20 protein-coding genes are annotated in these 21,663 nt (G+C 43.7%); 8 read left to right on the top strand and 12 right to left on the bottom strand.

Annotated elements, in window-relative coordinates; translation table 11 throughout:
- Positions 1-529: 529 nt before the first annotated feature.
- A complete protein-coding gene (locus tag N5J47_RS05665) occupies positions 530-1,828 on the bottom strand; it encodes a serine hydrolase domain-containing protein (RefSeq protein WP_267981231.1) in 1,299 nt (432 codons plus the stop codon).
- A gap of 237 nt (positions 1,829-2,065) precedes the next feature.
- Here N5J47_RS05665 and rpsO point away from each other — a divergent pair, with 237 nt between their 5' ends.
- The 3 genes from rpsO to N5J47_RS05650 all read left to right on the top strand — a co-directional run bounded on the left by rpsO (position 2,066) and on the right by N5J47_RS05650 (position 6,002).
- On the top strand, positions 2,066-2,335 hold the full coding sequence (gene rpsO / locus N5J47_RS05660; protein WP_004637724.1) for a 30S ribosomal protein S15: 270 nt from the start codon (positions 2,066-2,068) through the stop codon (positions 2,333-2,335).
- 269 nt (positions 2,336-2,604) lie between these two features.
- Positions 2,605-4,692, top strand: coding sequence for a polyribonucleotide nucleotidyltransferase (gene pnp, locus N5J47_RS05655; RefSeq protein ID WP_279959810.1), 2,088 nt, complete (start codon positions 2,605-2,607; stop codon positions 4,690-4,692).
- A gap of 86 nt (positions 4,693-4,778) precedes the next feature.
- Positions 4,779-6,002: a magnesium transporter CorA family protein gene (locus N5J47_RS05650; RefSeq protein WP_267981260.1), complete on the top strand. Its 1,224-nt coding sequence runs from the start codon at positions 4,779-4,781 to the stop codon at positions 6,000-6,002.
- Positions 6,003-6,024: 22 nt separating this feature from the next.
- Here N5J47_RS05650 and N5J47_RS05645 read toward each other — a convergent pair whose 3' ends face one another.
- The 8 genes from N5J47_RS05645 to N5J47_RS05610 all read right to left on the bottom strand — a co-directional run bounded on the left by N5J47_RS05645 (position 6,025) and on the right by N5J47_RS05610 (position 15,741).
- Positions 6,025-6,351: a chaperone modulator CbpM gene (locus tag N5J47_RS05645; RefSeq protein WP_267981230.1), complete on the bottom strand. Its 327-nt coding sequence runs from the start codon at positions 6,349-6,351 to the stop codon at positions 6,025-6,027.
- 11 nt (positions 6,352-6,362) lie between these two features.
- Entirely contained in the window at positions 6,363-7,328 is a 966-nt protein-coding gene (locus N5J47_RS05640) for a DnaJ C-terminal domain-containing protein (protein ID WP_279959787.1), read from the bottom strand.
- A 244-nt stretch (positions 7,329-7,572) separates the two neighbouring features.
- Positions 7,573-8,091, bottom strand: a complete 519-nt coding sequence (locus N5J47_RS05635) for a DUF1566 domain-containing protein (protein WP_279959786.1) — start codon at positions 8,089-8,091, stop codon at positions 7,573-7,575.
- Between the two features lie 23 nt (positions 8,092-8,114).
- Positions 8,115-9,194 (bottom strand): DUF1566 domain-containing protein, encoded by a 1,080-nt coding sequence (locus tag N5J47_RS05630; RefSeq protein ID WP_279959785.1) that lies wholly within the window; start codon positions 9,192-9,194, stop codon positions 8,115-8,117.
- A gap of 93 nt (positions 9,195-9,287) precedes the next feature.
- Positions 9,288-10,445, bottom strand: coding sequence for a helix-turn-helix transcriptional regulator (locus N5J47_RS05625; RefSeq protein ID WP_279959784.1), 1,158 nt, complete (start codon positions 10,443-10,445; stop codon positions 9,288-9,290).
- 221 nt (positions 10,446-10,666) lie between these two features.
- Positions 10,667-11,542 carry an Hsp33 family molecular chaperone HslO gene (locus N5J47_RS05620; protein WP_279959783.1) on the bottom strand — a complete coding sequence of 292 codons (876 nt, stop codon included), beginning with the start codon at positions 11,540-11,542 and terminating at the stop codon, positions 10,667-10,669.
- Between the two features lie 118 nt (positions 11,543-11,660).
- On the bottom strand, positions 11,661-13,478 hold the full coding sequence (locus N5J47_RS05615; RefSeq protein WP_279959782.1) for a cation:proton antiporter: 1,818 nt from the start codon (positions 13,476-13,478) through the stop codon (positions 11,661-11,663).
- Between the two features lie 37 nt (positions 13,479-13,515).
- A complete protein-coding gene (locus tag N5J47_RS05610) occupies positions 13,516-15,741 on the bottom strand; it encodes a primosomal protein N' (protein WP_279959781.1) in 2,226 nt (741 codons plus the stop codon).
- A gap of 161 nt (positions 15,742-15,902) precedes the next feature.
- Here N5J47_RS05610 and gspF point away from each other — a divergent pair, with 161 nt between their 5' ends.
- From gspF to N5J47_RS05595, 3 genes are all read left to right on the top strand, one after another.
- Entirely contained in the window at positions 15,903-17,108 is a 1,206-nt protein-coding gene (gspF, locus tag N5J47_RS05605) for a type II secretion system inner membrane protein GspF (RefSeq protein ID WP_267981222.1), read from the top strand.
- A gap of 17 nt (positions 17,109-17,125) precedes the next feature.
- Positions 17,126-17,581, top strand: coding sequence for a type II secretion system major pseudopilin GspG (gspG, locus tag N5J47_RS05600; RefSeq protein WP_279959809.1), 456 nt, complete (start codon positions 17,126-17,128; stop codon positions 17,579-17,581).
- A 264-nt stretch (positions 17,582-17,845) separates the two neighbouring features.
- Positions 17,846-18,190, top strand: a complete 345-nt coding sequence (locus tag N5J47_RS05595; RefSeq protein ID WP_279959780.1) for a hypothetical protein — start codon at positions 17,846-17,848, stop codon at positions 18,188-18,190.
- Between the two features lie 62 nt (positions 18,191-18,252).
- Here the strand turns inward: N5J47_RS05595 and N5J47_RS05590 are convergent, their stop codons facing one another.
- Positions 18,253-18,516, bottom strand: a complete 264-nt coding sequence (locus tag N5J47_RS05590) for a DUF2798 domain-containing protein (RefSeq protein ID WP_279959779.1) — start codon at positions 18,514-18,516, stop codon at positions 18,253-18,255.
- A 242-nt stretch (positions 18,517-18,758) separates the two neighbouring features.
- Here N5J47_RS05590 and N5J47_RS05585 point away from each other — a divergent pair, with 242 nt between their 5' ends.
- Positions 18,759-19,097 carry a tRNA-binding protein gene (locus tag N5J47_RS05585; RefSeq protein ID WP_267981218.1) on the top strand — a complete coding sequence of 113 codons (339 nt, stop codon included), beginning with the start codon at positions 18,759-18,761 and terminating at the stop codon, positions 19,095-19,097.
- 1 nt (position 19,098) lies between these two features.
- On the opposite strand, the gene lnt is transcribed toward N5J47_RS05585, so the two are convergent.
- Together lnt and N5J47_RS05575 are read right to left on the bottom strand one after the other, a co-directional pair.
- Positions 19,099-20,658 (bottom strand): apolipoprotein N-acyltransferase, encoded by a 1,560-nt coding sequence (gene lnt, locus N5J47_RS05580; RefSeq protein ID WP_279959778.1) that lies wholly within the window; start codon positions 20,656-20,658, stop codon positions 19,099-19,101.
- Entirely contained in the window at positions 20,655-21,494 is an 840-nt protein-coding gene (locus N5J47_RS05575) for a CBS domain-containing protein (protein WP_004656129.1), read from the bottom strand. Before N5J47_RS05575 ends, lnt begins: the two co-directional genes overlap by 4 nt.
- Between N5J47_RS05575 and N5J47_RS05570 the strand changes: the two genes are divergently transcribed.
- Entirely contained in the window at positions 21,493-21,645 is a 153-nt protein-coding gene (locus N5J47_RS05570; protein WP_267981216.1) for a hypothetical protein, read from the top strand. The genes N5J47_RS05575 and N5J47_RS05570 overlap by 2 nt on opposite strands.
- Positions 21,646-21,663: the final 18 nt, after the last annotated feature.

Genomic DNA, 21,663 nt, shown 5'->3' with positions numbered 1-21,663 from the left:
AACTTACAGCCGCTAAGCCTTGTAGTTTTGGGAGAGACTACAGGGCTTTTTTATTTTTATCCATATTGAATGAATAACATTATGATAAATATTGGTTTTATTTTAACCAATATCGTTTGGACCATACTTAATCAATTATTGTGATAGCTCATTTGCACTGTTTTGTGTATAGACATTTATCTGTTGAAAAATAACGGCATCATCTGAGAGTAAAATATTGTTGTCTAACAATTTTTCTGGATTGTTAAGTTAAATGTTATACAGAACCGTACGTTTTTGCTTACAAAGAGATGAGAAAAATGCTATTTTTCTCCATAATTAATTTTGACAGAATAGTAAGTATAGAGGGAAGAAGATGTAACCAAAGGAAACATAAAAATCATAATATTGTGGAACGTTCAGAGGGTCTGAATGAAAAAATAACAAGCAATAAAGAATAAAAATAAATCAAAACTAGAATAATAAAAACTACGCGCAGAGGCCCAAGCGAAAACTTGGGCTTTTTTGTGCGTAGTTGTTTTTCAACTGATTAAACCAGATCATTTTCGCTACGGTCAGTGGCAAATAATGAGCGGCGCTGGTTTTTCGGGATTTTTGGACAGTTGCTTGAGATCTGGTACAAAGTTTTTGCCAGTGCGGGCAAGTGGGTACCAACCACAGATTTTCCTGTGGTGAGTAATGACACACTGATGTCACGCTCTGGATCGGCCCAGCATAAAATATTTGAGAAGCCAATATGTCCAAACGCCTGTCCCGTCATTGGGCCAAACAAGCCAATAGGGTTACTGCCTAGCATTGGCCCTAGAGCATAACGCATCGGCGCAAGTAAACTACGGTCAATACTGACGCCAGAGGTCGGTAAGGTGGAACGGAAAACGGTTTTGGCACTCATGACCTGTTTGCCCTGATACTCACCGCCGCTGAGCAACATTTCAAAAAAACGTCCTGACTGCTCTGCACTGGTGTAGATGTTGCCAGCAGGGCAGATGGTGTCCATGAAACGTGTGTCATTGGTAATGTCGACAGCCGTTTGTAGTCCAGCACCCAGCACATGCTCTAAATAACGATCAGTACCCAAACTTGGATGCATGCCAGTGGCATAGTTCAGTGCAACATCCGCACGGTACTCAGGTTTTAGGCCATAGTTGAAATAATCCAGACCCATTGGCTTTTCAATATGCTCAGCCAAATATTCACGCACACTTTGTCCTGTGACACGTTTTACCACCTCACCCAGAATATAGCCTGCGGTCACGGCATGATAGGCAAGATGGGTGCCTGATGGTGAAACGGGCTTGGCTGCACACAGACGCTTTAAAATCTCTTTCTCATCAAACAGCAGTTCAGGGGTGACCTCACCCTCAATCCGTGGAATTCCACCGCGATGTGATAACAGGTGGAACAGGGTGGCACGACGTTTGCCATTGACCCCGTATTCAGGTATGTAATAGCTAATTGGATCAAGCAGGTTTAGGTCACCACGCTCATCCAGCATATGCACCAGCATTGCCGTGACCATTTTAGAGGCTGAGAACAGGCAAACGGGGGTATCTGGTGTGCCGATCTTGGCATCTGTCGCCAGACCATCGGGAGAGTTGCCCTGAGCATAACCAATACTACGGTTCAGCAGGATTTGTCCCTGTCTACGTAGACATAAGGTAATTAAAGGATAGTTCCCCGTTTTATAAAGACATTCAACACTATCCCAAATCTTCTGGACCTGCTTTTCCGTCATGCCGCCCAATTCAGCTGCAACTTCATCTTTGGAACGAATGACTTGATTGAGGTCATCTGGTACATAACAGGTATTGGTGGATAAGATTTTCACGATTCCCTCGCTAATTTTTCGTTTTCTTTCATTTCTGTTACAAACTGAAAACAGAATTGGTAAATAGTTTGCCTGTTTTTCTGACAATTGTCATTGTCTAAATGACGAAATAAAAACATTTTTGCAATATAGCCATAGATCACTTAAAATAGGCGACTTGCTGTAGTGATGCACGGCAATCAGTTGCTTGCAACTGATCATTATCATTTTATTTTTTAAGCATCTCGGAGAAATCGAATGGCTTTAACTAACGCAGATCGCGCAGAGATCATCGCTAAATTTGCTCGTGCTGAAAACGACACAGGTTCACCAGAAGTACAGGTTGCTTTGTTGACTGCTCAAATCAATGATTTGCAAGGTCACTTTAAAGAGCATAAACATGACCACCACAGCCGTCGTGGTTTGATCCGTATGGTAAACCAGCGTCGTAAACTACTTGACTATTTAAATGGTAAAGATCACGGCCGTTATGTTGCTTTGATCGGCGCACTAGGTTTACGTCGTTAATTCGATTTGGCTTTATTTTCGGTATTTCGCATGTTGCAATGCCTTAACGCTGAAAACAAAGTTTCGCCTGATTTAAGTTAGGCGATTTTTAGAAGGGGCGCATGTTCGCTCCTTCTTTGTGTTTAAATTTATTTAAAAATTTTGATCTGGTGCGATGGCTTCTAAGCTTTGTCATTTATCCACACGCGAGTTGTGGTCTGAATGCCAAACCTTAGGGGTCTCACTAGAATAACTTTTTAAAAGAAACCAGGAAAATATAATACATGTCAATGTTTAATATCGTTCGTAAAGAATTCCAATTTGGTCAGCACCAGGTTGTTTTAGAAACGGGTCGTGTTGCACGTCAGGCAAATACAGTGTTGATCACAATGGGTGGTGTGACTGTTCTTGTTGCGGTGGTTGCACAGCCAAAAGCAAAAGCGGGGCAGGACTTCTTCCCGTTAACTGTTAACTATCAAGAAAAACAATATGCAGCTGGTCGTATCCCTGGTGGCTATGGCAAGCGTGAAGGCCGTGCTTCTGAAGCAGAAACTTTAATTTCTCGTTTGATTGACCGTCCAATTCGTCCGTTGTTCCCAGAAGGTTACTTCAACGAAATCCAGGTAACGGCAACAGTTGTTTCTTCTGACAAAACCATGGATGCTGACATTGCTGCAATGTTGGGTACATCTGCTGCATTGTCTATTGCAGGCACACCTTTCCGTGGTCCAATTGGTGGTGCGCGTGTTGGTTTGATCAATGGTGAATATGTTCTTAACCCAACGCTTGAACAGCTTGCACAGTCTGACCTTGACCTTGTGGTTGCAGGTACGGAATCAGCAGTGCTTATGGTTGAATCTGAAGCGAAAGAACTTTCAGAAGACCAGATGCTGGGTGCGGTTCTGTTTGGTCATGATGAAATGCAAATTGCAGTACAAGCCATTAAAGAATTTGCCGCTGCCGTTGGTGCCAAAGAATCTGAGTGGGTTGCGCCAACACACAATGAAGAATTGCGTGCAAAACTGAAAGAAGCGTTTGAAGCAAAAATTTCAGAGGCATATACCATTGCGGTAAAACAAGACCGTTATGCGGCTTTGGATGCGCTGTATGCAGAAGCGAAAGCGCAGTTCGTTCCTGAAGAAGATGTTGATGGCATCGCGGACGAAGTTGACTTCCTGTTCGAAGACCTTAAGTACCGTACTGTTCGTGACAACATCTTGTCTGGCAAACCGCGTATTGATGGTCGTGACACCAAAACAGTTCGTGGTATCGACGTTCAGGTTGGCGTGTTGGATCGTGCCCACGGTTCAGCATTGTTTACCCGTGGTGAAACTCAGGCACTTGTGACTGCAACTCTAGGTAACACACGTGATGCGTTGATGGTCGATACCTTGGCTGGTACCAAGACTGACAGCTTCATGTTGCACTATAACTTCCCTGCATATTCTGTAGGTGAAACAGGTCGTGAATCTGGCCCTAAACGCCGTGAAATCGGTCATGGCCGTTTGGCGCGTCGTGGTGTACAGGCGGTACTTCCTCCAGTTGACCGTTTCCCGTATGTGTTACGTGTGGTTTCAGACATTACTGAATCGAATGGTTCATCTTCAATGGCGTCTGTATGTGGTGCTTCACTTGCACTGATGGATGCGGGTGTTCCACTTAAGGCACCAGTTGCGGGTATCGCAATGGGCCTGGTGAAAGAGGGCGAGCGTTTCGCAGTGCTTTCTGACATCCTGGGTGATGAAGACCATCTTGGCGATATGGACTTTAAAGTGGCGGGTTCTGCAAACGGGATCACTGCACTGCAAATGGACATCAAGATTGAAGGGATTACTGAAGAAATCATGGAAGTTGCATTGAATCAGGCATTTGCTGGTCGTATGCACATCCTGAATGAAATGAACAAGGTGATTTCACGTGCCCGCGCGGAAATCAGTGCCAATGCGCCAACTTTCGAAGTGATCAGCATCAACCCAGACAAGATTCGTGATGTAATTGGTAAAGGTGGTGCAACCATCCGTGCTATTACCGAAGAAACTAAGGCTGCGATTGATATCGAAGACAATGGTACAGTGCGTGTGTTTGGTGAAACCAAGGCTGCCGCTAAAGCTGCAATTGCCAAGATTCAGGCGATTACTGCTGAAGTTGAGCCAGGCACAATTTATACAGGTAAAGTGATTCGTATCGTTGAATTCGGTGCATTCGTGAATATCCTGCCAGGTACAGACGGTTTACTTCACATTTCACAAATTTCAAATGAACGTGTTGCCAACGTGACTGATGTATTAAAAGAAGGTCAGGAAGTTAAGGTTCAGGTTGCCGATGTGGATAACCGTGGTCGTATCAAATTGACCATGAAAGACATCGAACAAGGATAATCGCTGCAATCGACTGACAAAAAGCCCGCCTTGTGCGGGCTTTTTTATGGCATGATATTTTTAGGATTTGGATGAATATCAGGGTTATGCAGCTTTATTATTTTTATCGTCATAACAGTGAAGATACGATTTTTATTAGTGCCGAAGAACAATCAGAACATACGCTGGAATTTTTGTGGGTGGATAGTTTAAGGCAGGATCTGGTCAACCATACAGAATCCTGGCAGAACAATGTTTATGAGCACACAGGACTGGTTTTGAATGAGTTTCATATGCGCGACCTGCTCAACATCGAACATCCCTGTGCTTTCGACAGTGTCGAGGAATATGACCTGCTGGTGTTCCGCAAACTGATTAGCCCAGACGACCAGATTTATGAAAGTGACAGTCCACTGGAATCTCATGAAAGTGTTTTTGGCTTGGCCACCACACCGATGAGTTTTATCTTAACGCCGAATGTCCTGATCAGTTTAAGGGAGCAGGGCAATAAGGCGGTGGAAAGCTATATCCAACGCATCCAGACCATTATGGGGCGGGCGATTGAAGAGCAGAATAAACCACGTAAACTGGCCAGTACCCCAGCGGATCTCTGTTTGCGCCTGCTCAACAGCATGATTGATGGCTACCTCAACCTGCGCACCCCACTGACACGCCGTGTTGAATACTGGCAACAGCAACTGTTGCAGGGCAACCGCCGTTTTAAGCAATGGCATCAGCTATTCCATGAGGATATGGCATTCCAGCAGATTGAGAACCTGTGTGAGGAACAGATTGAGACCTTGCAGGAATTTCGGGATGAGCTGGTGGACAACTACCATCATGTGGTCAGTGAACATAAACACAAAACCCAGGACATTCTTCTGGTTCGGCTGAATGACCTGATGAGCCATGTTGAGCGTGTGCAAAAGCATACCTTACGCTTGAGAAACGCCATTCAATCGGCCATTGATTTACACTTTTCGGCGATTGCCAACCAGACCAATGAAAATATGCGGATTTTGGCGATCATCACCGCCGTATTCGCACCCCTGACCTTGCTGACGGGAATTTACGGAATGAACTTTGAGTTTATTCCAGGATTAAAGTCTCCTGTCGGGTTCTGGATCATGCTGGCGGTGATGCTGTTGAGTACAGTGCTGTTGCTGTATTATTTCTATCAGCAGCATCTGGTGGGGCGGGGTGAGCGTAGCGTCATTGACCTACTGGCACAGCAGCATAAACAACGCAACCTGAATCTGCTCTGGTTTCTGGACTATGAACCGATTAAACAAACCCTCAAAGAGGTTGAGAAAATGACCAAACTTAAATAGTGGATTTGGTCATTTCCCAAACTCAATGAAAATGTTTTAACTGCCTGCGGAGTTGCTGCACTTCATCAATCAGGTCCAGCATCACCGCAACTGCAGATAGGCTGGCATCAAAGTCACGCTGTAAACGGTAGGCACGACGGGCGCGGGCAACATCTTCACCAATGAACTGGTGGCTTTGCGGATCAACCTGAATCTGCAAAATGTCGTAGTCGATCAACTTGAGTACCCAGTCGGTGCTTTGACCACAGGCTTCGGCAAAATGCTCAAGATCAAGTGCCAATTGTTCATCAATGATTTCAACCTGGCAGTGACCGTTATATTGAATTTCTTTGTATTGAATGGTTGTCATGATCTTGCTCCTTATGAGGCACGAGGTCGGAAAGTGGAGAAGGCATCGGCAAACTGCTGATAGGCCTGCTGTTCCTGTTCACTGTGCGCTGGCGGTAACACAATATTGATGATCAGGTAGAGATGACCTGCGGTCTTGTTTGGAATCCCTTTGTCCTTTAAGCGTAGTTGCTGCCCGTTCTTAGCATTTTTAGGGAGGTTGACTTTCAACTGCCCAGCAGGGGTGGAAACCTCAATGCTCTGGCCCAGACCCGCTTCCCACGGGCTTACATCAATGGTCTGGTAGACATCGGCTCCCTCCACATGGATGCGGTCTGTATCCCTGTATTGAATCTCAATATACAGGTCACCATTTTCACCACCATTGATGCCACTCTGGCCCTGCCCATTGAGACGAATCTGCTGACCCTCTTTCATGCCTTTTGGAATTTTGACTTCCAGCGTTTTGCGCTGTACCTCAGGCTCACCATAGGCATTGTAGGTCGGAATCTGTAGGGTAATTTGCTGGGTCGAACCGTGATAGGCAATGTCTAAATCAACTTGAATGCTGGCATGCTGGTCTTCGCCCTTGTAACTGCGTTGCTGGCGTTGCGAACGCTGCTGCCCGCCACCAAACCCTGCGCCAAAACGGCCGAACAAGTCCTCAAAACCACTAAAGTCTGCACCACCATCGCCTGAACTTTGGCGATAGAACTGGGAACCATCAAAACCACCCGTGCCTTGACCAAATCCGCCCGCACCCTGACCAAAGCCTGCAAAGCCCTGTGGATGATCCAGCATCTGGTCATATTCAGCCTTTTTAGTGGCGTCACCCAAGGTATCGTAGGCGACATTAATCGCCTGCATTTTGGCTTCAGCATCTGCTTCTTTACTAATATCTGGATGATATTTCTTTGCTAATTTACGATAGGCTTTCTTGATTTCGTCGGCAGAGGCACCGCGTGTAACCCCTAGTTCCTCATAATAATCTTTTGGCATTCTTTATCGTCTTATCTATTGCTTTTCATTCTATTATTTGACGATTGAGGGAGAAAAAAAAGAGGGAATATGTGGGGATATTGTTGCTGAAAAACAAATCTATGGCATGGATGAGATATGGTTTTTACTCAGCTATTTACTGCCCAGTTATTATTGGTTATTGACATGAGTTTGAATGAAAATAAGGATGAATTAATCATCCTTAATTGTTTATCAATTAAAAAAGCAATTTGCACTAAGTAAATTACCAGCCACCTCGTACGGCTCTAACACCATTTAATGTGGTTCTTTGAGTTGAGGTTAATTTTCCCCATCCACTCCATACAGTATAAATATGCTTCTCTCCATTTGGTGTTGATGTCCAAATAGAGCGAGTAAGCTGAATATCCTGAGTCCATTTTCCATCCATAAAAATTTTTGTATTAAATGCTGGATAAATACAGGAATGTTCAATGATACTCATGGCTTCTTTTGCATTGGGTAATCTATAGCCTTTCCCCAATTTTCTGGTTTCCTTTAAAGCATCTAACCATTGGAATTGATTTGCTTCCCCTATACATTCACTGCCATTCCATATTTGTCCAGCGAAACAGCGTTGCCATATGAGTCCTGTGATTTTGTCCTTAACTTCACTGCCATCACCTATAATTTCAAAGTTTGTATCTGGAGTCGATTTTATCGCTCCTGTTTTACAGGTTTGCGCATATATAGTATGACTGGAAGATACAAAATAACAGCATATAATAAGAGCGATTTTTTTCATTCTATTTCTCCTGATGATATGTTTTAACGTACTGCATGAACTGGGGCAGTAGAAGGTGGGATATGGTCGACGACTCCTGTATTTATTTCAGAGTAAACGTATTTCATATTAGTCCAGTAATCACCACTTATTCCATATCTAGGGTTTTCAGATTGTTTTCCAGAGTAATCCATAATTGAATAGAATTCCTGAGGTGTAGGTGTTCTCCAGTCACTATAACCACAGTACTTTATTTTATTTAACTCATTTATATAATCTTGAGCATTACATTTACTAATGGTTTTTCCACAGGAGTAACCATCAGTTTTTTGATCATTTGTATAAGAGGGAGAATTACCCATGCGGATTGATTTATTGTCATAGTCTCTATAAAATTCAGCAGTATCTTTAACGACTGGTTCACCATTATTTGAAGAAATCTCTGGATCATACCAAGTATATAGCCATTTTTTATCTCTTAATGTTCCGTCATCAGTTTTCTTTTCCCATATTAATCCTGTGACATTGTCTTTTATACATTCTGAACCATTATTATTTAATAAAGTATAACTCAACTCTTTTCCTATTTTGGTTTCCCCATCTTGCCCCAACCCAAAAAACGCCCCTAATGTTTCAATTAAATGACATGGTATTTCATTGTAATCTTGATTCGCACATAATGTTACGCCAGTTCTAGTCAAAAGGCTTTCAGGGTTAATCGTTATAGTTTTTTGTATTGATGGAGCAGAAAGAAACTTTGAATTCCCAGGTTGAGATGCTTGAACAATACACGTACCCTCTGCAATGGTTTGCACTTTCTCTTGATTTATGATGGTACATACATCTATGGTTTGACTAGTAAATGTTGCCGTAAGTTCTGAACTTAACTTTGCATAAAGTGGATATGAGCTTCCAATCACAATACTTTCAGGTAAATTAAAATAAGTAATGTTCTGGGCGATCTTATCTTTGCATTGATTGTTTTCTAAATATTGTGAACTACTACATTGAGTTGAATTGCTGCTATCTTTATTTGATGATGTATTGTTATCACCACCCCCACCACAACTTGCTATGCCCAAAGCACTACTACACATTAGCATATATAATATTTTTTTGTTCATATCTCTATTCTCACAAACTTAATTACTTATGATTGTGAGAAACGGGCTTTAATATGTCTATTCCCAATATTGGGTATAAGCATGATATGTACACTAATAATAACGTGGCATATTTAATAGGAGCTTAACTAAATCGGCTTGTCGGTTGGTGGCTGTTTTTTTATAGATTGATCGAATATGTTTACGTATGGTATCTACCTGAACCAGATTTTTTTGCGCAATTTGCTTAGGTGCTAACCCATCTAATAAATCTAAAGTGATCCGTGATTCAGCAGGGGTTAGATTAAATGCAGCATATAAGAGATGAAAATCAATCGTGACAGATTGCTTTGATGAATAAAATGTCAACATGACTTGTGGGCGTATACCGAATGCTCTAATTTCCTGTTCAGAGACCAAAGCGCTGACAAAGATATACAAAATGTCATTCTCTTGATTGATGATTTTAATACAGCCATTTTCTAGTTTTTGCTCTGGTAAAAGTTGTTGGTATTTATGTGAAAATTCAATATATTTTAGACTTTCACTAAACTTTTCCTGATAAGGTTCAGGTAATTTTAAATAATTTTTTTCAATTTTAATTGTTTTCATTTGACTAAGTAGCTGTTGCATGGCGAGGTTGCAGTGTGATACCTCTCCTGTGAGATTTAGCAACATGATTGGTTGTGCGAGTTTATCAATCAGGGCATAGCCCATAATCGCCTTGGAAGAAAATTCAAAAATATGGCGTTGAATAGTTACAACTCGTTTTAAATGCACCAAAAGCCGATCTAAAAATGCAAGCTCATCCTCAGTTAAAGGTTGCCTCTCTAATGAAGTGCTAATTCCCCATAAAACACAAATTTTTTCATCCAAAATTAATTCATGTGCAGAGGTGTAGCGCACCTGAATAGGCAAAAACACATGTTGAAAAAGATCAGAATGAGCAACATAGTCATCACTTAAGTGATGATGGCACTGATACCATCCTTTACGTTCTGGTGCAAGAAAACTTGTCCAACGGGGATCTGCTTCTACAGGGTAGTGTAAATAGTGCACTTCAGTGCTTGCAATAAGTGCCTCTGGCATAATACTTACTGCGTAACTGTAGGAAAGAGCCTGACGTTTAAAATCCATAGCGAGCAAATGTACAAGAGATGAATCTAAAATTTGATTTAAGTGGTCACCAAAATTTTTCCATCCATTTAGGCTTAATGGAATCTGATAAATTAATTCGACTAATCTGTTATAGTGTTGGCTGTAACGATCCATGTATTTATAACTACACTCATTCTATTCCTCTGATTAAAATACCAAAGGATGATTTTTTCTGATAGGGGAAATACAGGGTTGTTGGAAAACGTAAAAAAGTGACAAGTTTTTAATAGTCTGTATTATTGATATTTCTTTATAATCATTAAGATTTTGGATCATCTCCTTAGGTCAATGCAGCGAAAGCCTTTACATCATGATATAAAGGCTTTATAAACAGCTTAACTCAAATGCTCACCAAATAGGGCCAAAGCTTCTTCGGCGCTAAACTCATAGCGTGTATTGCAGAACTGGCAATCCATCTGAATTGGATTCTGTGCTTCCAGCGTTTCGTGTACTGCATCCACCCCAATCTGGATCAGGGCATTGGCACAGCGTGCTTTGGAACAGGTACAGCCAAACTTTAACTGCTCAACATCAGGTAAACGTACTTCTTCTTCATTATACAGGCGGTACAGGATTTCGTTGGCTGGCAGGTCGGTCAGCTCTTCTGGTTTTAGTGTTTCAGTCAGCATGGTCAGACGTGGCCATAAATCCTCATCCACCAGTTTCTGCTCTTCCTCATCATTGCGCGGCAGCAACTGAATCAGTAAGCCACCCGAACGTTTACTGTTGGTTGCCAGAACAATATGTGTTGGAATCTGTGCAGACAGGTCATAATACTGCATCAGGCAACCTGCCAGTGTTGGTTGATCCAGTGGCACAATCCCCTGATAGCGTTCGCCATGCTCAGGCTCGATATTGATAAATAGAACAGGACTGCTGAGTGACGCAAGTACAGTACGGCTGTCCGACCCCTCTACAAATCTTGGGTCATCTTCATAATCCGCCAGTGCGCGCACTTCACCCAAGTGGTTGCATTCCGCCATTGCCCACTTGAATGTGCCATTGGCCTGAATTTGCAGGCTGATACGACCACGGATTTTAAGGGTACTTGCCAGTAAGGCGGTGGCACTGAGCATTTCACCCAGCAGGCTTTGCACCGCAGGCATATATTCACGTTGTGCCAAAATGGTTTGCAGCGTTTCTTCCAAATGAACCACCTCACCGCGAACAGGGCAGTCTTCAATATAAAAGCGTTGGCGTAAATCAGACATCTTTTTCTCCAGTATTCCGTACAGCGCACAAACAACGCTTTGACTTGCCAAGCCTGAATGGCTGCACAAGTGGGTGAATGGGGGTATGCAGTCAATAATGGTGGCGCTTTGCCAAAACTCAAGATGTTTCATGCGGCGATTTTGCATCAGTTTGTGTCGCCTGATCATCAGGCAGGCGTTCAGGAGAAACAAATTTTATATTTTCAAACAAATACTCAAGTTCAGCAAGTGCATTGGGATAATTGTCCATTGTTTCATACTGATCATGATACCAAGGCGACTGTTTCAGCAACTGTTGATCCTGCTGCTGGAACTGGCTGATTTTTACCTGTGCATCCTCAATTGAATATCCAGTTTCAACCAGTGCCTGTTGAGCCATATCAAGTGAAGACAGATAGGTTTCACGCCAAACATGCTGAATGCCTAAATCATGCAATAAATGGGCATGATGTCGGTCACGCGCACGCACCAGTAAGCTCAGGTCTGGATAATTTAAACAAAGATGGCGCGCCAGATTCATGCTGTCCTCAACATCATCAATGGCAATAATCAGTAGTTTGCAATATTCAATGCCCGCCGCACGCAGATTTTCGACTTTGGTGACATCGGCATCCAGGAAATGGTGTCCATATTGTTCAATAAAGTCGGCATCGGGCTGGTTGCTGTCAATCACACTGAATTGCCTACCTTGCACATGTAATACGCGTGCAACGACTTGCCCAAAACGTCCAAAGCCCACAATCAGAATCGGATGCTGTGGCACATCATGGGCATGTTTAGGCGCTTTTTTCTGCACCAAGGGCAAGATTTTGGCATTCATTATCCAATACAGCAGTGGGGTGAGCAGCATTGAACCAAATATGATCAGCAAGGTCGGTTGCAAAATCTCTTTGCTGAGTAACTGTTCGGTTTCAGCGATTTTTAGCAGAATAAAAGACAGTTCACCGCTTTGTGCCAGCAGGATGGACAGTCCAAGGCTGAACTTGGCAGAATGGTGCTGATAATAACTGCTTGCCGCAATCACAGTTGCCTTAATCAGCAATAATCCAAGGATGGAACCCAGAATGAATAAAGGTGACTGTAGCAGGGGAGTGAGGGAAAGTCCCAGTCCTATGGCAAGGAACAACAACCCGATTGCCGCATCTCTAAACGGGGAGATTATCCGTTCAACTTCCACCTTAAACTCAGTCTCTGCCAGTAAGATGCCAGCCAGAAAAGCGCCAATCAGTGTATGGATGTTGAGAATATCTATGATTAAAAGCACTGAGAGAACAATCAATAATCCCAGAACTGGAATCAGCTCAATACTGTGGCGATGTGCCAAAAAGCGAAAGGTAGGACGAACCAGATAACGGCTGGCGAGAAACAAACCTGAAATGGTGGCAATGATCGCGGCGAAATAGGCGATTCCATGCTGGGTCGATGCAGTCTCTTCCAGTAGGGGAAACAAGCCAATTAGAACCACTGCAAACAGGGTGTATAACTGTAGATTGGGTAGTGCAGTCTGCACCAATTTACTGTTGATTTGTATTTTATTTTGAAGCAGTTGTTGTACAAGGGTGACCGATGACAGGGCAAGTGCAAAGCCGAGAATAATACTTTTTAGAAAATCCTGTAAGATGAAAAAACTGGCACTGACCAGAAAAATAATGGTGAATAGCAGTGGCAATCCACTATTGATCATCAGATTATGGCGCTGTGCCCAGAGTTGTTGCGGTTTAAAGGCAAAGCCCAGAAACAACATCAACATGACCATGCCCAAGTCAGTCAGTTGACTGATTAGCCCTGCATCATCAATCAGATTAAAAACACCAGAACCCAGCAACAGTCCTGCGATCAGATAACCCAAAACAGGGGTTGAGGCATAGCGTTTTGCCAATGGTGCAAAGATTAAGGTCGCAAGCGATAACAAAATGATTTGTAGCAGTAAGGACATCTAATGCCTCAAATTTTTATGTTTCTCATATTGAGTTCTAACTAAACTCTTGTGGATCAACATCAATCGACAGTCTCAGCTGATGCTGACGAGGTAAATGTACCACTTGTTGCCACCATTGACGTAAATAAAAATGCAGTTTTGCCCGATCAGCAGACAAAATCACCATATGCGCCCGATAACGACCTGCTTTACGTTCCATCGGTGCAGGAATAGGGCCCCAAATATCAACAATATCTGCTGCCATCGCCTTGAATTGCTGGGCAATCTCAGACAGGAATTGTTGGCTATACTCTCTATCTTTAGATTCAACCCGAACCAGTGCAGCATAACGATAGGGTGGCAATAACGCTATTTTGCGTTCAGCCAGCATTTGTTTGGCCACAGTTCGATAATCATGTTCAATCAGTGTGGTCAGCATAGGATGATCAGGGCGTAGGCTTTGCAAATAGACATGGCCCTTGTGTTCACCACGTCCCGCGCGTCCCGCAACCTGAACAATCAACTGTGCGGTACGTTCTGGCGCACGGATATCCACACTCAATAAACCTGCATCAATATCCAGAATGGCAACCAAAGTGACATGGGGAAAATGATGCCCTTTTGCCAGCATTTGCGTACCCAGCAAAATTGTTGGTTTGTTTTGTTGAATACGGTCATAAATCTTCTGCCAGCTCCCCACCCGACTGGTGCTGTCGCGGTCAACCCGAATCACTTCATGATGTGGAAACAGTTCATTCAGGTGTTCCTCAACTTTTGCTGTGCCTGCACCGATACTCTTGAGGGTTTGCTGCTGGCATTCAGGGCAGTGTTCAGGCAAACGGTGGATGGTGCCGCAATGGTGACAATGCAGATAATGATAGGGTTGCGAGTGCAGGGTGAAGTGTGCATCACAATGCGGACAATTGGCTTGCCAGCCACAGCTTTCACAGATCAGCACAGGCGCATAGCCACGGCGGTTGAGAAAGATGAGCACCTGTTCCTTGCGTTCCAGTGTCTGCTTGATCTGGTCAATCAAGGTTTGACTGATGCCATGCTGTTTTTTTGCCACCTTTAGGTCAATCACATGCATTTTGGGCAGGCTTGCAACACCAGCCCGTTGGTTTAATTCGAGTAAATGCAGTTTTCCAGACTCGACTAAATGGTAGCTATCAATACTTGGTGTGGCTGACCCCAAAATTACAGGACATTGTTGCAAGTGCCCACGATACAGTGCCACATCACGGGCATGGTAGCGAAAACCCTCTTGCTGCTTATAGGAAAGATCATGTTCCTCATCCAGAATAATCAGCCCAAGACGGGGTAAGGGCGTATAAATTGCTGAGCGTGTGCCAATCACAATTGAAGCTTTACCCGTCTGGGCATGCTGCCAGGCCTGTAGGCGTTTTGAGTCATTCAGACCTGAATGCAGCAAGGCCACATCACAGTGAAAGCGAGACTTAAAACGGGCAACGGTTTGCGGAGTCAGGCCAATTTCAGGCACCAGCACCAGCACCTGTTTGCCCTGTTTTAACACCTCATGCATGACTTGTAGATAGACTTCGGTTTTACCGCTGCCTGTTAAGCCATCCAGTAAAAAAGCCTGATAGTGATGCAGCGATTTTGAAATCTGTTGAATGGCTTGCTTTTGGTCTGGATTGGCTGTGAGTGGCATTTGTGCCAACTGTACAGGCATTGGCGTGAAATCATGCGGTTCAAGCTGGCATTGCACCAGTCCCTTTTTTTCCAGCGCTTTAAGCGTGGTGGTTTCCACACCACTCAGGTTTAAAATGTTCTCTGTGGTTCCGTGCGGATGTAGTCTGAGAATCTGGTAGGCATCATATTGTTTCTGCGAGCGTTTCAATAACCCATTAGGATCATCATGCGGAACGATTTTCCATTGATGAAACAGGATATCTAGGGCGCGGCCTTGCCTGAGTAAGGTGGGTAAGGCGCTTTGCATGACTTCGCCAATTGGAAATTGGTAATACTGTGCTGACCATGTCAATAAAGTTAAAACTTGTTGGTCTAGAATTGCTTCCTGATCGAGCAGTTCGGTAATGGCTTTAAGCTTAAATTGACCTGTAAATGCTTCGTTTGGATCAACCTTTTCAGTGATGATCCCAACCAGGTTCTGCCGTCCAAACGAAATCGCAACGCGTGCGCCAACTTGTGCCTGCGCATATTGCTCGGCACTGACCGTATAGTCAAACGTGTCATAAATATAGACAGGAATGGCAACTCGAATACGGTAAACAATGGCGCTGGAATCTTGGTTCGGCATATAGGCTTCAATCAGGTATAAAATGGCATGACTGCATGTTGTTGAATTATGCTAAAGTGCTGTGCATTATGTCGATGAATTTCTTGCGGAACACTCGTTCCCCATCTCATACACGGATATAACGGTAACGACAACTATTTTGGGACAATTAGAACAGAACCATGCCTGCTTATCAATTTACTGCGCTTGATGCTTCGGGAAAGCAACATAAAGGTGTGCTTGAGGGAGATTCCGCGCGCCAAATCCGTCAACAGTTACGAGATAAAGCATGGACACCGCTTGCGGTCGATGCGGTTGAACAAAAAGACAAACAGCAACAGCGCTCATGGTTTAGAAAGGGTTTTAGTGCCTATGACCTGGCATTGATGACCCGTCAGCTTTCAGTTTTGGTTGCGGCAGGTATTCCGCTGGAAGAAGCCTTGCGTGCGGTCAGTAAACAAAGCGAAAAGGCCCATGTGCAAAACTTGTTGATCGCCGTGCGTTCTAAAGTGCTGGAAGGTCATTCACTGGCTCAGGCCATGCAGCAATCTGGCCGTTTTCCTGAGCTCTATATTGCAACGGTTGCGGCAGGGGAACGTTCAGGGCATCTGGACCTGATTTTAGACCAGCTTTCAGACTACACTGAAAACCGCTTTGCCATGCAGAAGAAAATTCAGGGCGCGATGATTTACCCAATTATCCTGATGCTGATGTCATTTGGGATTGTGATGGGCTTGATGACCTATGTGGTGCCTGAAATTGTCAAAACTTTTGAGCAAAGCAAGGAAGCATTGCCGTGGATTACGGTGCTGCTGATGAAAGCCAGTACTTTTATTCGCCATACCTGGATAGGGATGCTGATCCTTGCCGTGATTATCATCATCCTGTTTACCCGCTTTCTCAGAACCACAGCAGGGCATTATGCATTTGACCGTTTAACGCTCAAGTTGCCACTGTTTGGTAAACTTTCGCGTGGTATAAATGCGGCGCGTTTTGCCAGTACGCTGTCAATCCTGACCCGTTCGGGCGTACCTTTGGTTGAGGCATTACGCATTGGCGCGGAAGTGAGCAATAACTGGGTGATTCGCGATGCGATTGAAGTGGCGATGGAACGTGTAACAGAAGGTGGTAATTTGGCAACACAATTGGAGCGTTGCGGTTATTTCCCACCAATGATGGTACAAATGATTCGGAGTGGTGAGGCTTCGGGTGAACTGGACCGCATGCTGGATCGGGCATCGACCATGCAGGATCGGGAAGTCACAACCTTTATCTCCACCTTGCTGGCATTGCTGGAACCACTGATGCTGATCTTTATGGCAGCAATTGTATTGGTGATTGTGATTGCGGTCATGTTGCCAATTATTAATATGAATAATATGATCTAGGAAATTTGATGTTTGAGATGAAAATGAATAAGCACAATACACAGACCAAAATGATGAATAAACAATCTGGATTCACCCTAATCGAAGTGATGGTGGTGATTGTGATTCTAGGTGTATTGGCTGCGCTGATTGTACCCAACGTGATGGGGCGTGGTGAAAAAGCCAAGGTGGACACCACCAAGATCACACTGAAAGGTGTTGCTGGCGCACTGGATCAATACAAACTGGACAATAGCCGTTATCCAAGCATGCAGGATGGTGGTCTGGATGCCTTGGTAAATCAGCCTGCCTCTGCAAAGAACTGGTTGCCAGGTGGCTATGTCAAGGGTGGCTATCCTAAAGACAGCTGGGAAAATGACTTGCAGTACGTGATTCCAGGCCGTGAAGGCCGTCCATTTGATTTATATTCCTTTGGTGCGGATGGTAAAGAGGGCGGCGAGGGTAATGATGCTGATATTTATTATCAGCCATAATAACTAATCAAAAATATCACTTCACTTTTTAAATAAAATAAATCAGGAGTGAAGTGATAATGTTTCTTAATTCGTAAATAAAATATAATATTTTGAAAAATATAGAACTATTAAAATAGATGATATTTGAGAGTTATAATAAGAACTATTCCCATATTTAATAGTTACAAGAAATAGAAACTATGTAGGGAAATAGACTTTCTCTTTATATCGAAGCTTTGCATAATAAATTCAGACCATTTAAATCAAGTATGGAGTCATCAGATGAAAGCATTTTTTATGTTGGATGAACTGAATCAGTTTCATTGGACAATGCTTAAGTCTGTGTTGTTCATTTTAAGCCTGTTGCCCATCAGTGAGGGTGCCTTAAGCCTGTGGCAGACCACAGAGGGCAGTAGCCAGATCATGATTGGATTTTTTGCATTGAGCATGTTGAGCGCATGGTTTGTGCTGTGTTTCCTAAGTGCATTAAAAACAACGGTATGGGATAATCAGGAGATGATTTCGAGATATGAGCAATTGTTGTTTAAAGCCTACCGCTATATTCCGATGTTATTTTTATCGAGTCTGGTTGCATATTTATCCGTGCACTTATCTGTTGTATTTTAAATATCCTGAATAGTTAGGGCCAAAAACGTAGATTTAAAATCTACGTTTTTTATTCTTCAAATTTAAGCGGGTCGTACCAGTAGCATCGTGATTTTACGAACGATAGGCAATACCAGCAACAAGACAGGAAACGCAATGAGCCATGAAATTCCCCAGGCAGATATCCAGGTATGAAAGGAAAACTGCTCGAGGCCCATACTTCGCAGCGTGCTAATACATGACACAATAAAAGTCATGATAATGGAGAGGAAGAAAGGTAAAACGATGGAAGCGTACCGACTTGGGAGCTTTTGAAAATTAAAGGAAGAAGATTTTGAACTCTGCATTTTTTACTCCGTAAACCAACAAACGCCAGTGCCTGACCAAAATATAAAAATATCTTGATGTCATAGCTCCAAGCCTTGTTGGAGATATGTTGGCACGTTGATTGACGTAAACGTTTACGGCTTTATGATCAGCAACATTAATTTAGCATGAAGTATCAAGATTGGAAATAAAAACAGGTGTATTTATTGAGGCGGCTAAATTCGCTATGCTTCAACTGACGATGCAAGAGAAGAGAGGAAAGATGCAACAGATCGAGTGGAATGATTTTGCAAAGGTAGAATTACGTGTAGGAAGAGTTATTCAGGCAGAGGTTTTTAAGGAAGCACGAAAGCCAGCCTATATTCTACAGGTCGATTTTGGTGAGGAGCTTGGGATCAGAAAATCCAGTGCACAAATCACCAAGTTATATCAACCTGAAGATCTGGTCGGGAAGCTGGTGGTGGCGGTGGTGAATTTTCCGAAGAAGCAAATTGGCCCCATTCAGTCAGAATGTTTGGTGACAGGCTTTCATAATGCAGATGGGGAAGTTGCACTTTGTGTCCCAGAGTTTGATGTGCCTCTGGGAACAAAATTACTGTAGGTTATCGACGTGACTTAAAGGAAACATCAACTTTACGTGGACGATAAATCCAGCCTACAACCAATAGAAGAATGGAGAAGATCAGAATTGGATAATCACTGAAACGACTATATAAGGTTTGTCCCTGCATTGCGGGTAAATCACCACGTAATACAAATTCCTCATCCAAAGGTGCCTGTTTCACGATATGGCCATTGTGGTCAATAAATGCGGTCACGCCTGTATTGGTGGCGCGAATAAACCAGCGACCATTTTCCTTGGCGCGCATTTGCACCATTTGTAGATGTTGCCAAGGTCCAGCCGTTCCTGTAAACCAGGCATCATTTGAAACCGTGATTAAAAAGTCGCTATTGGATGCATTGCGGCGGGTGAGGTTCGGGTAGGCGACCTCATAGCAAATTGCGGCTGCGAGTGCATGACCTTTTACGATCAGTGGCTTCTGATTGGCTTCACCACGCGAGAAACCACTCATGCTGACATCATTCTGCATGGCAGGCAGTACCCATTTCAGCATGCCTGACAATGGAATATATTCCCCAAAAGGTACGAGGCGCTGCTTTTTATATAGCCCGTGAGAATCACTACCTGAAGACATGAGGCTGTTGTAGTACAGTGGTTCACCCACCTGTTGTGACTTTGTCACATCCCAGTATGGAATACCCGTCACCCAGGCCGTATCGGTTTTCTTTGCCTGAGCCGCCATGGCATCCAAAAATTCAGGAATATCGGTCTGGAACATTGGAATTGAAGATTCAGGCCAAACGATCAGGTCACGCCCCCATTCGGCACGGGTCAGGGTTGCGTAAATCTCCAGAGTCTTGATCTGGTATTCAGTCAGCCATTTCAGGTCTTGAGGAATATTGCCCTGAATCAGGGACACACTCAGTGGTTTGGCAGCTTTTGGCTGAACAAACTGGATAAATCCAGCACCCCAGGCCCCTAGCACCAGCAAGGCGGAGGGAATGGCCCAAAACCAGCGTCGATTTAAAATTTCGACCAGCGCACATGCCAACACAATGACGACAAATGAAACTGCATAAATGCCAAATAAAGGCGCATAGCCATCCAGCAGCCGTTCAGTAAATGCGTATCCAGCAAACAACCACGGGAAACCTGTAAATACCCAGGTTTTTGCCCATTCGAACATCACCCAGAGCGGTGCAAAGGTTAATGGTGTTTCTGGAAAAAACCGTCGATATGCCCATGTTTGAAAAGCGGTAAATAAGCCCATTGCGGCTGCCATAAAGACAATCATCAGGATGCTTAAAAAGGCATTGGTGTCGCCATAGGTATGGATGGAGGTGTAGAGCCAAAATGCCCCCACAAACCATAAACCAAAACCATAGGCCCAACCAAGCGCAAAGGCCTGCTTAGGATTACGTTGACGTAACACCGCATAAAGCAAAGCTGGCGACAGAATCGCCAGCCACCAGAAATAATACGGTGCAAGTGCCAGACTGAAGATTGCGCCTGAGATCAGTGCAATCAACAGTGGAACAATAAAAGGAAGCTGTTTTTGAGGTTGAGATGAATTTAACAGCTTTTCAAAATAGCTTCTCATTGACGGACAGCTCGAATCAGATGAATAGTGCGCGCATCTGCTTCAATAATGGTGAATTGCCAATCTCCAAGTTCAATGGTCTGACCCTGTAAATCGCTGACTAAACCAATTTCTTGCAGCAGTAAACCGCCCATAGTTTCAACTTCATCGTCAGAAAAATCAGCATCTAAAATAGTGTTGAAATGTTCAATTGGTGTAAGTGCCTGCACAATCCATGTATTGGCTGTGGTTGGGTCATTGTCTGGCACGATATATAACGCTTCTTCATCCGCAATATCATGCTCATCCTCAATTTCACCCACAATCTCTTCGAGAATGTCTTCAAGTGTCACCAAGCCAGAGGTTGAACCATACTCATCAATCACGATGGCGATATGGGTCTGGGTATTCTTTAACATGCGCAGCACCTGGTCTGAGCGTGCACTTTCGGGCACAAACACAGGCTGGCGCATCAGTGAGCGTATATCCACCTTGACATTACGTTCAGTTAAGAAAGGCAATAGGTCCTTGGCCAACAGGATACCCACCACATTGTCACTTTGATCCGCTGAAAACACGGGGAAGCGGGAATGTGCTGAATCGATGAGTACATGAAGAATATCAAGTAACTGGTCATCTTCCTGTAAGCTGATAATCGCTGTACGTGGCGTCATGACCTCTCGAATCTTTGTTGCTGGCAGATCGAGAACACCCTCAAGCATGGCAACAGTATCTGGCTCTAAAAAGCGACGTGAGTCTTGAACTAACTTGAGTAATTCATCGCGGGTTTCAGGTGCGGTACCTAACCATTTTCTTAAGCCACGCATACCCCACGACGGACTGGATTCCTCGACCATGATCTTTCCTAAAGACTCTCTATATCAATTAGATGATTTTCATCATACCGAAGAAAAAGCGGATATGCATCAAGAATACTATGTAAAAAACGTACAGTTTTTCAAAAAGCTGCTGGTGATTTCTATGGGATTGCTTTGTGCTAAAATGTGAAAATTCGAATAATTGAGT

Origin of the sequence: Acinetobacter sp. GD03645, assembly GCF_029845285.1 — a bacterium.
GTDB classification, from domain to species: Bacteria; Pseudomonadota; Gammaproteobacteria; order Pseudomonadales; family Moraxellaceae; genus Acinetobacter; species Acinetobacter corruptisaponis.
Note: the sequence above shows the minus strand (reverse complement) of the source record. Positions and strands in the feature narration are given on the sequence as shown.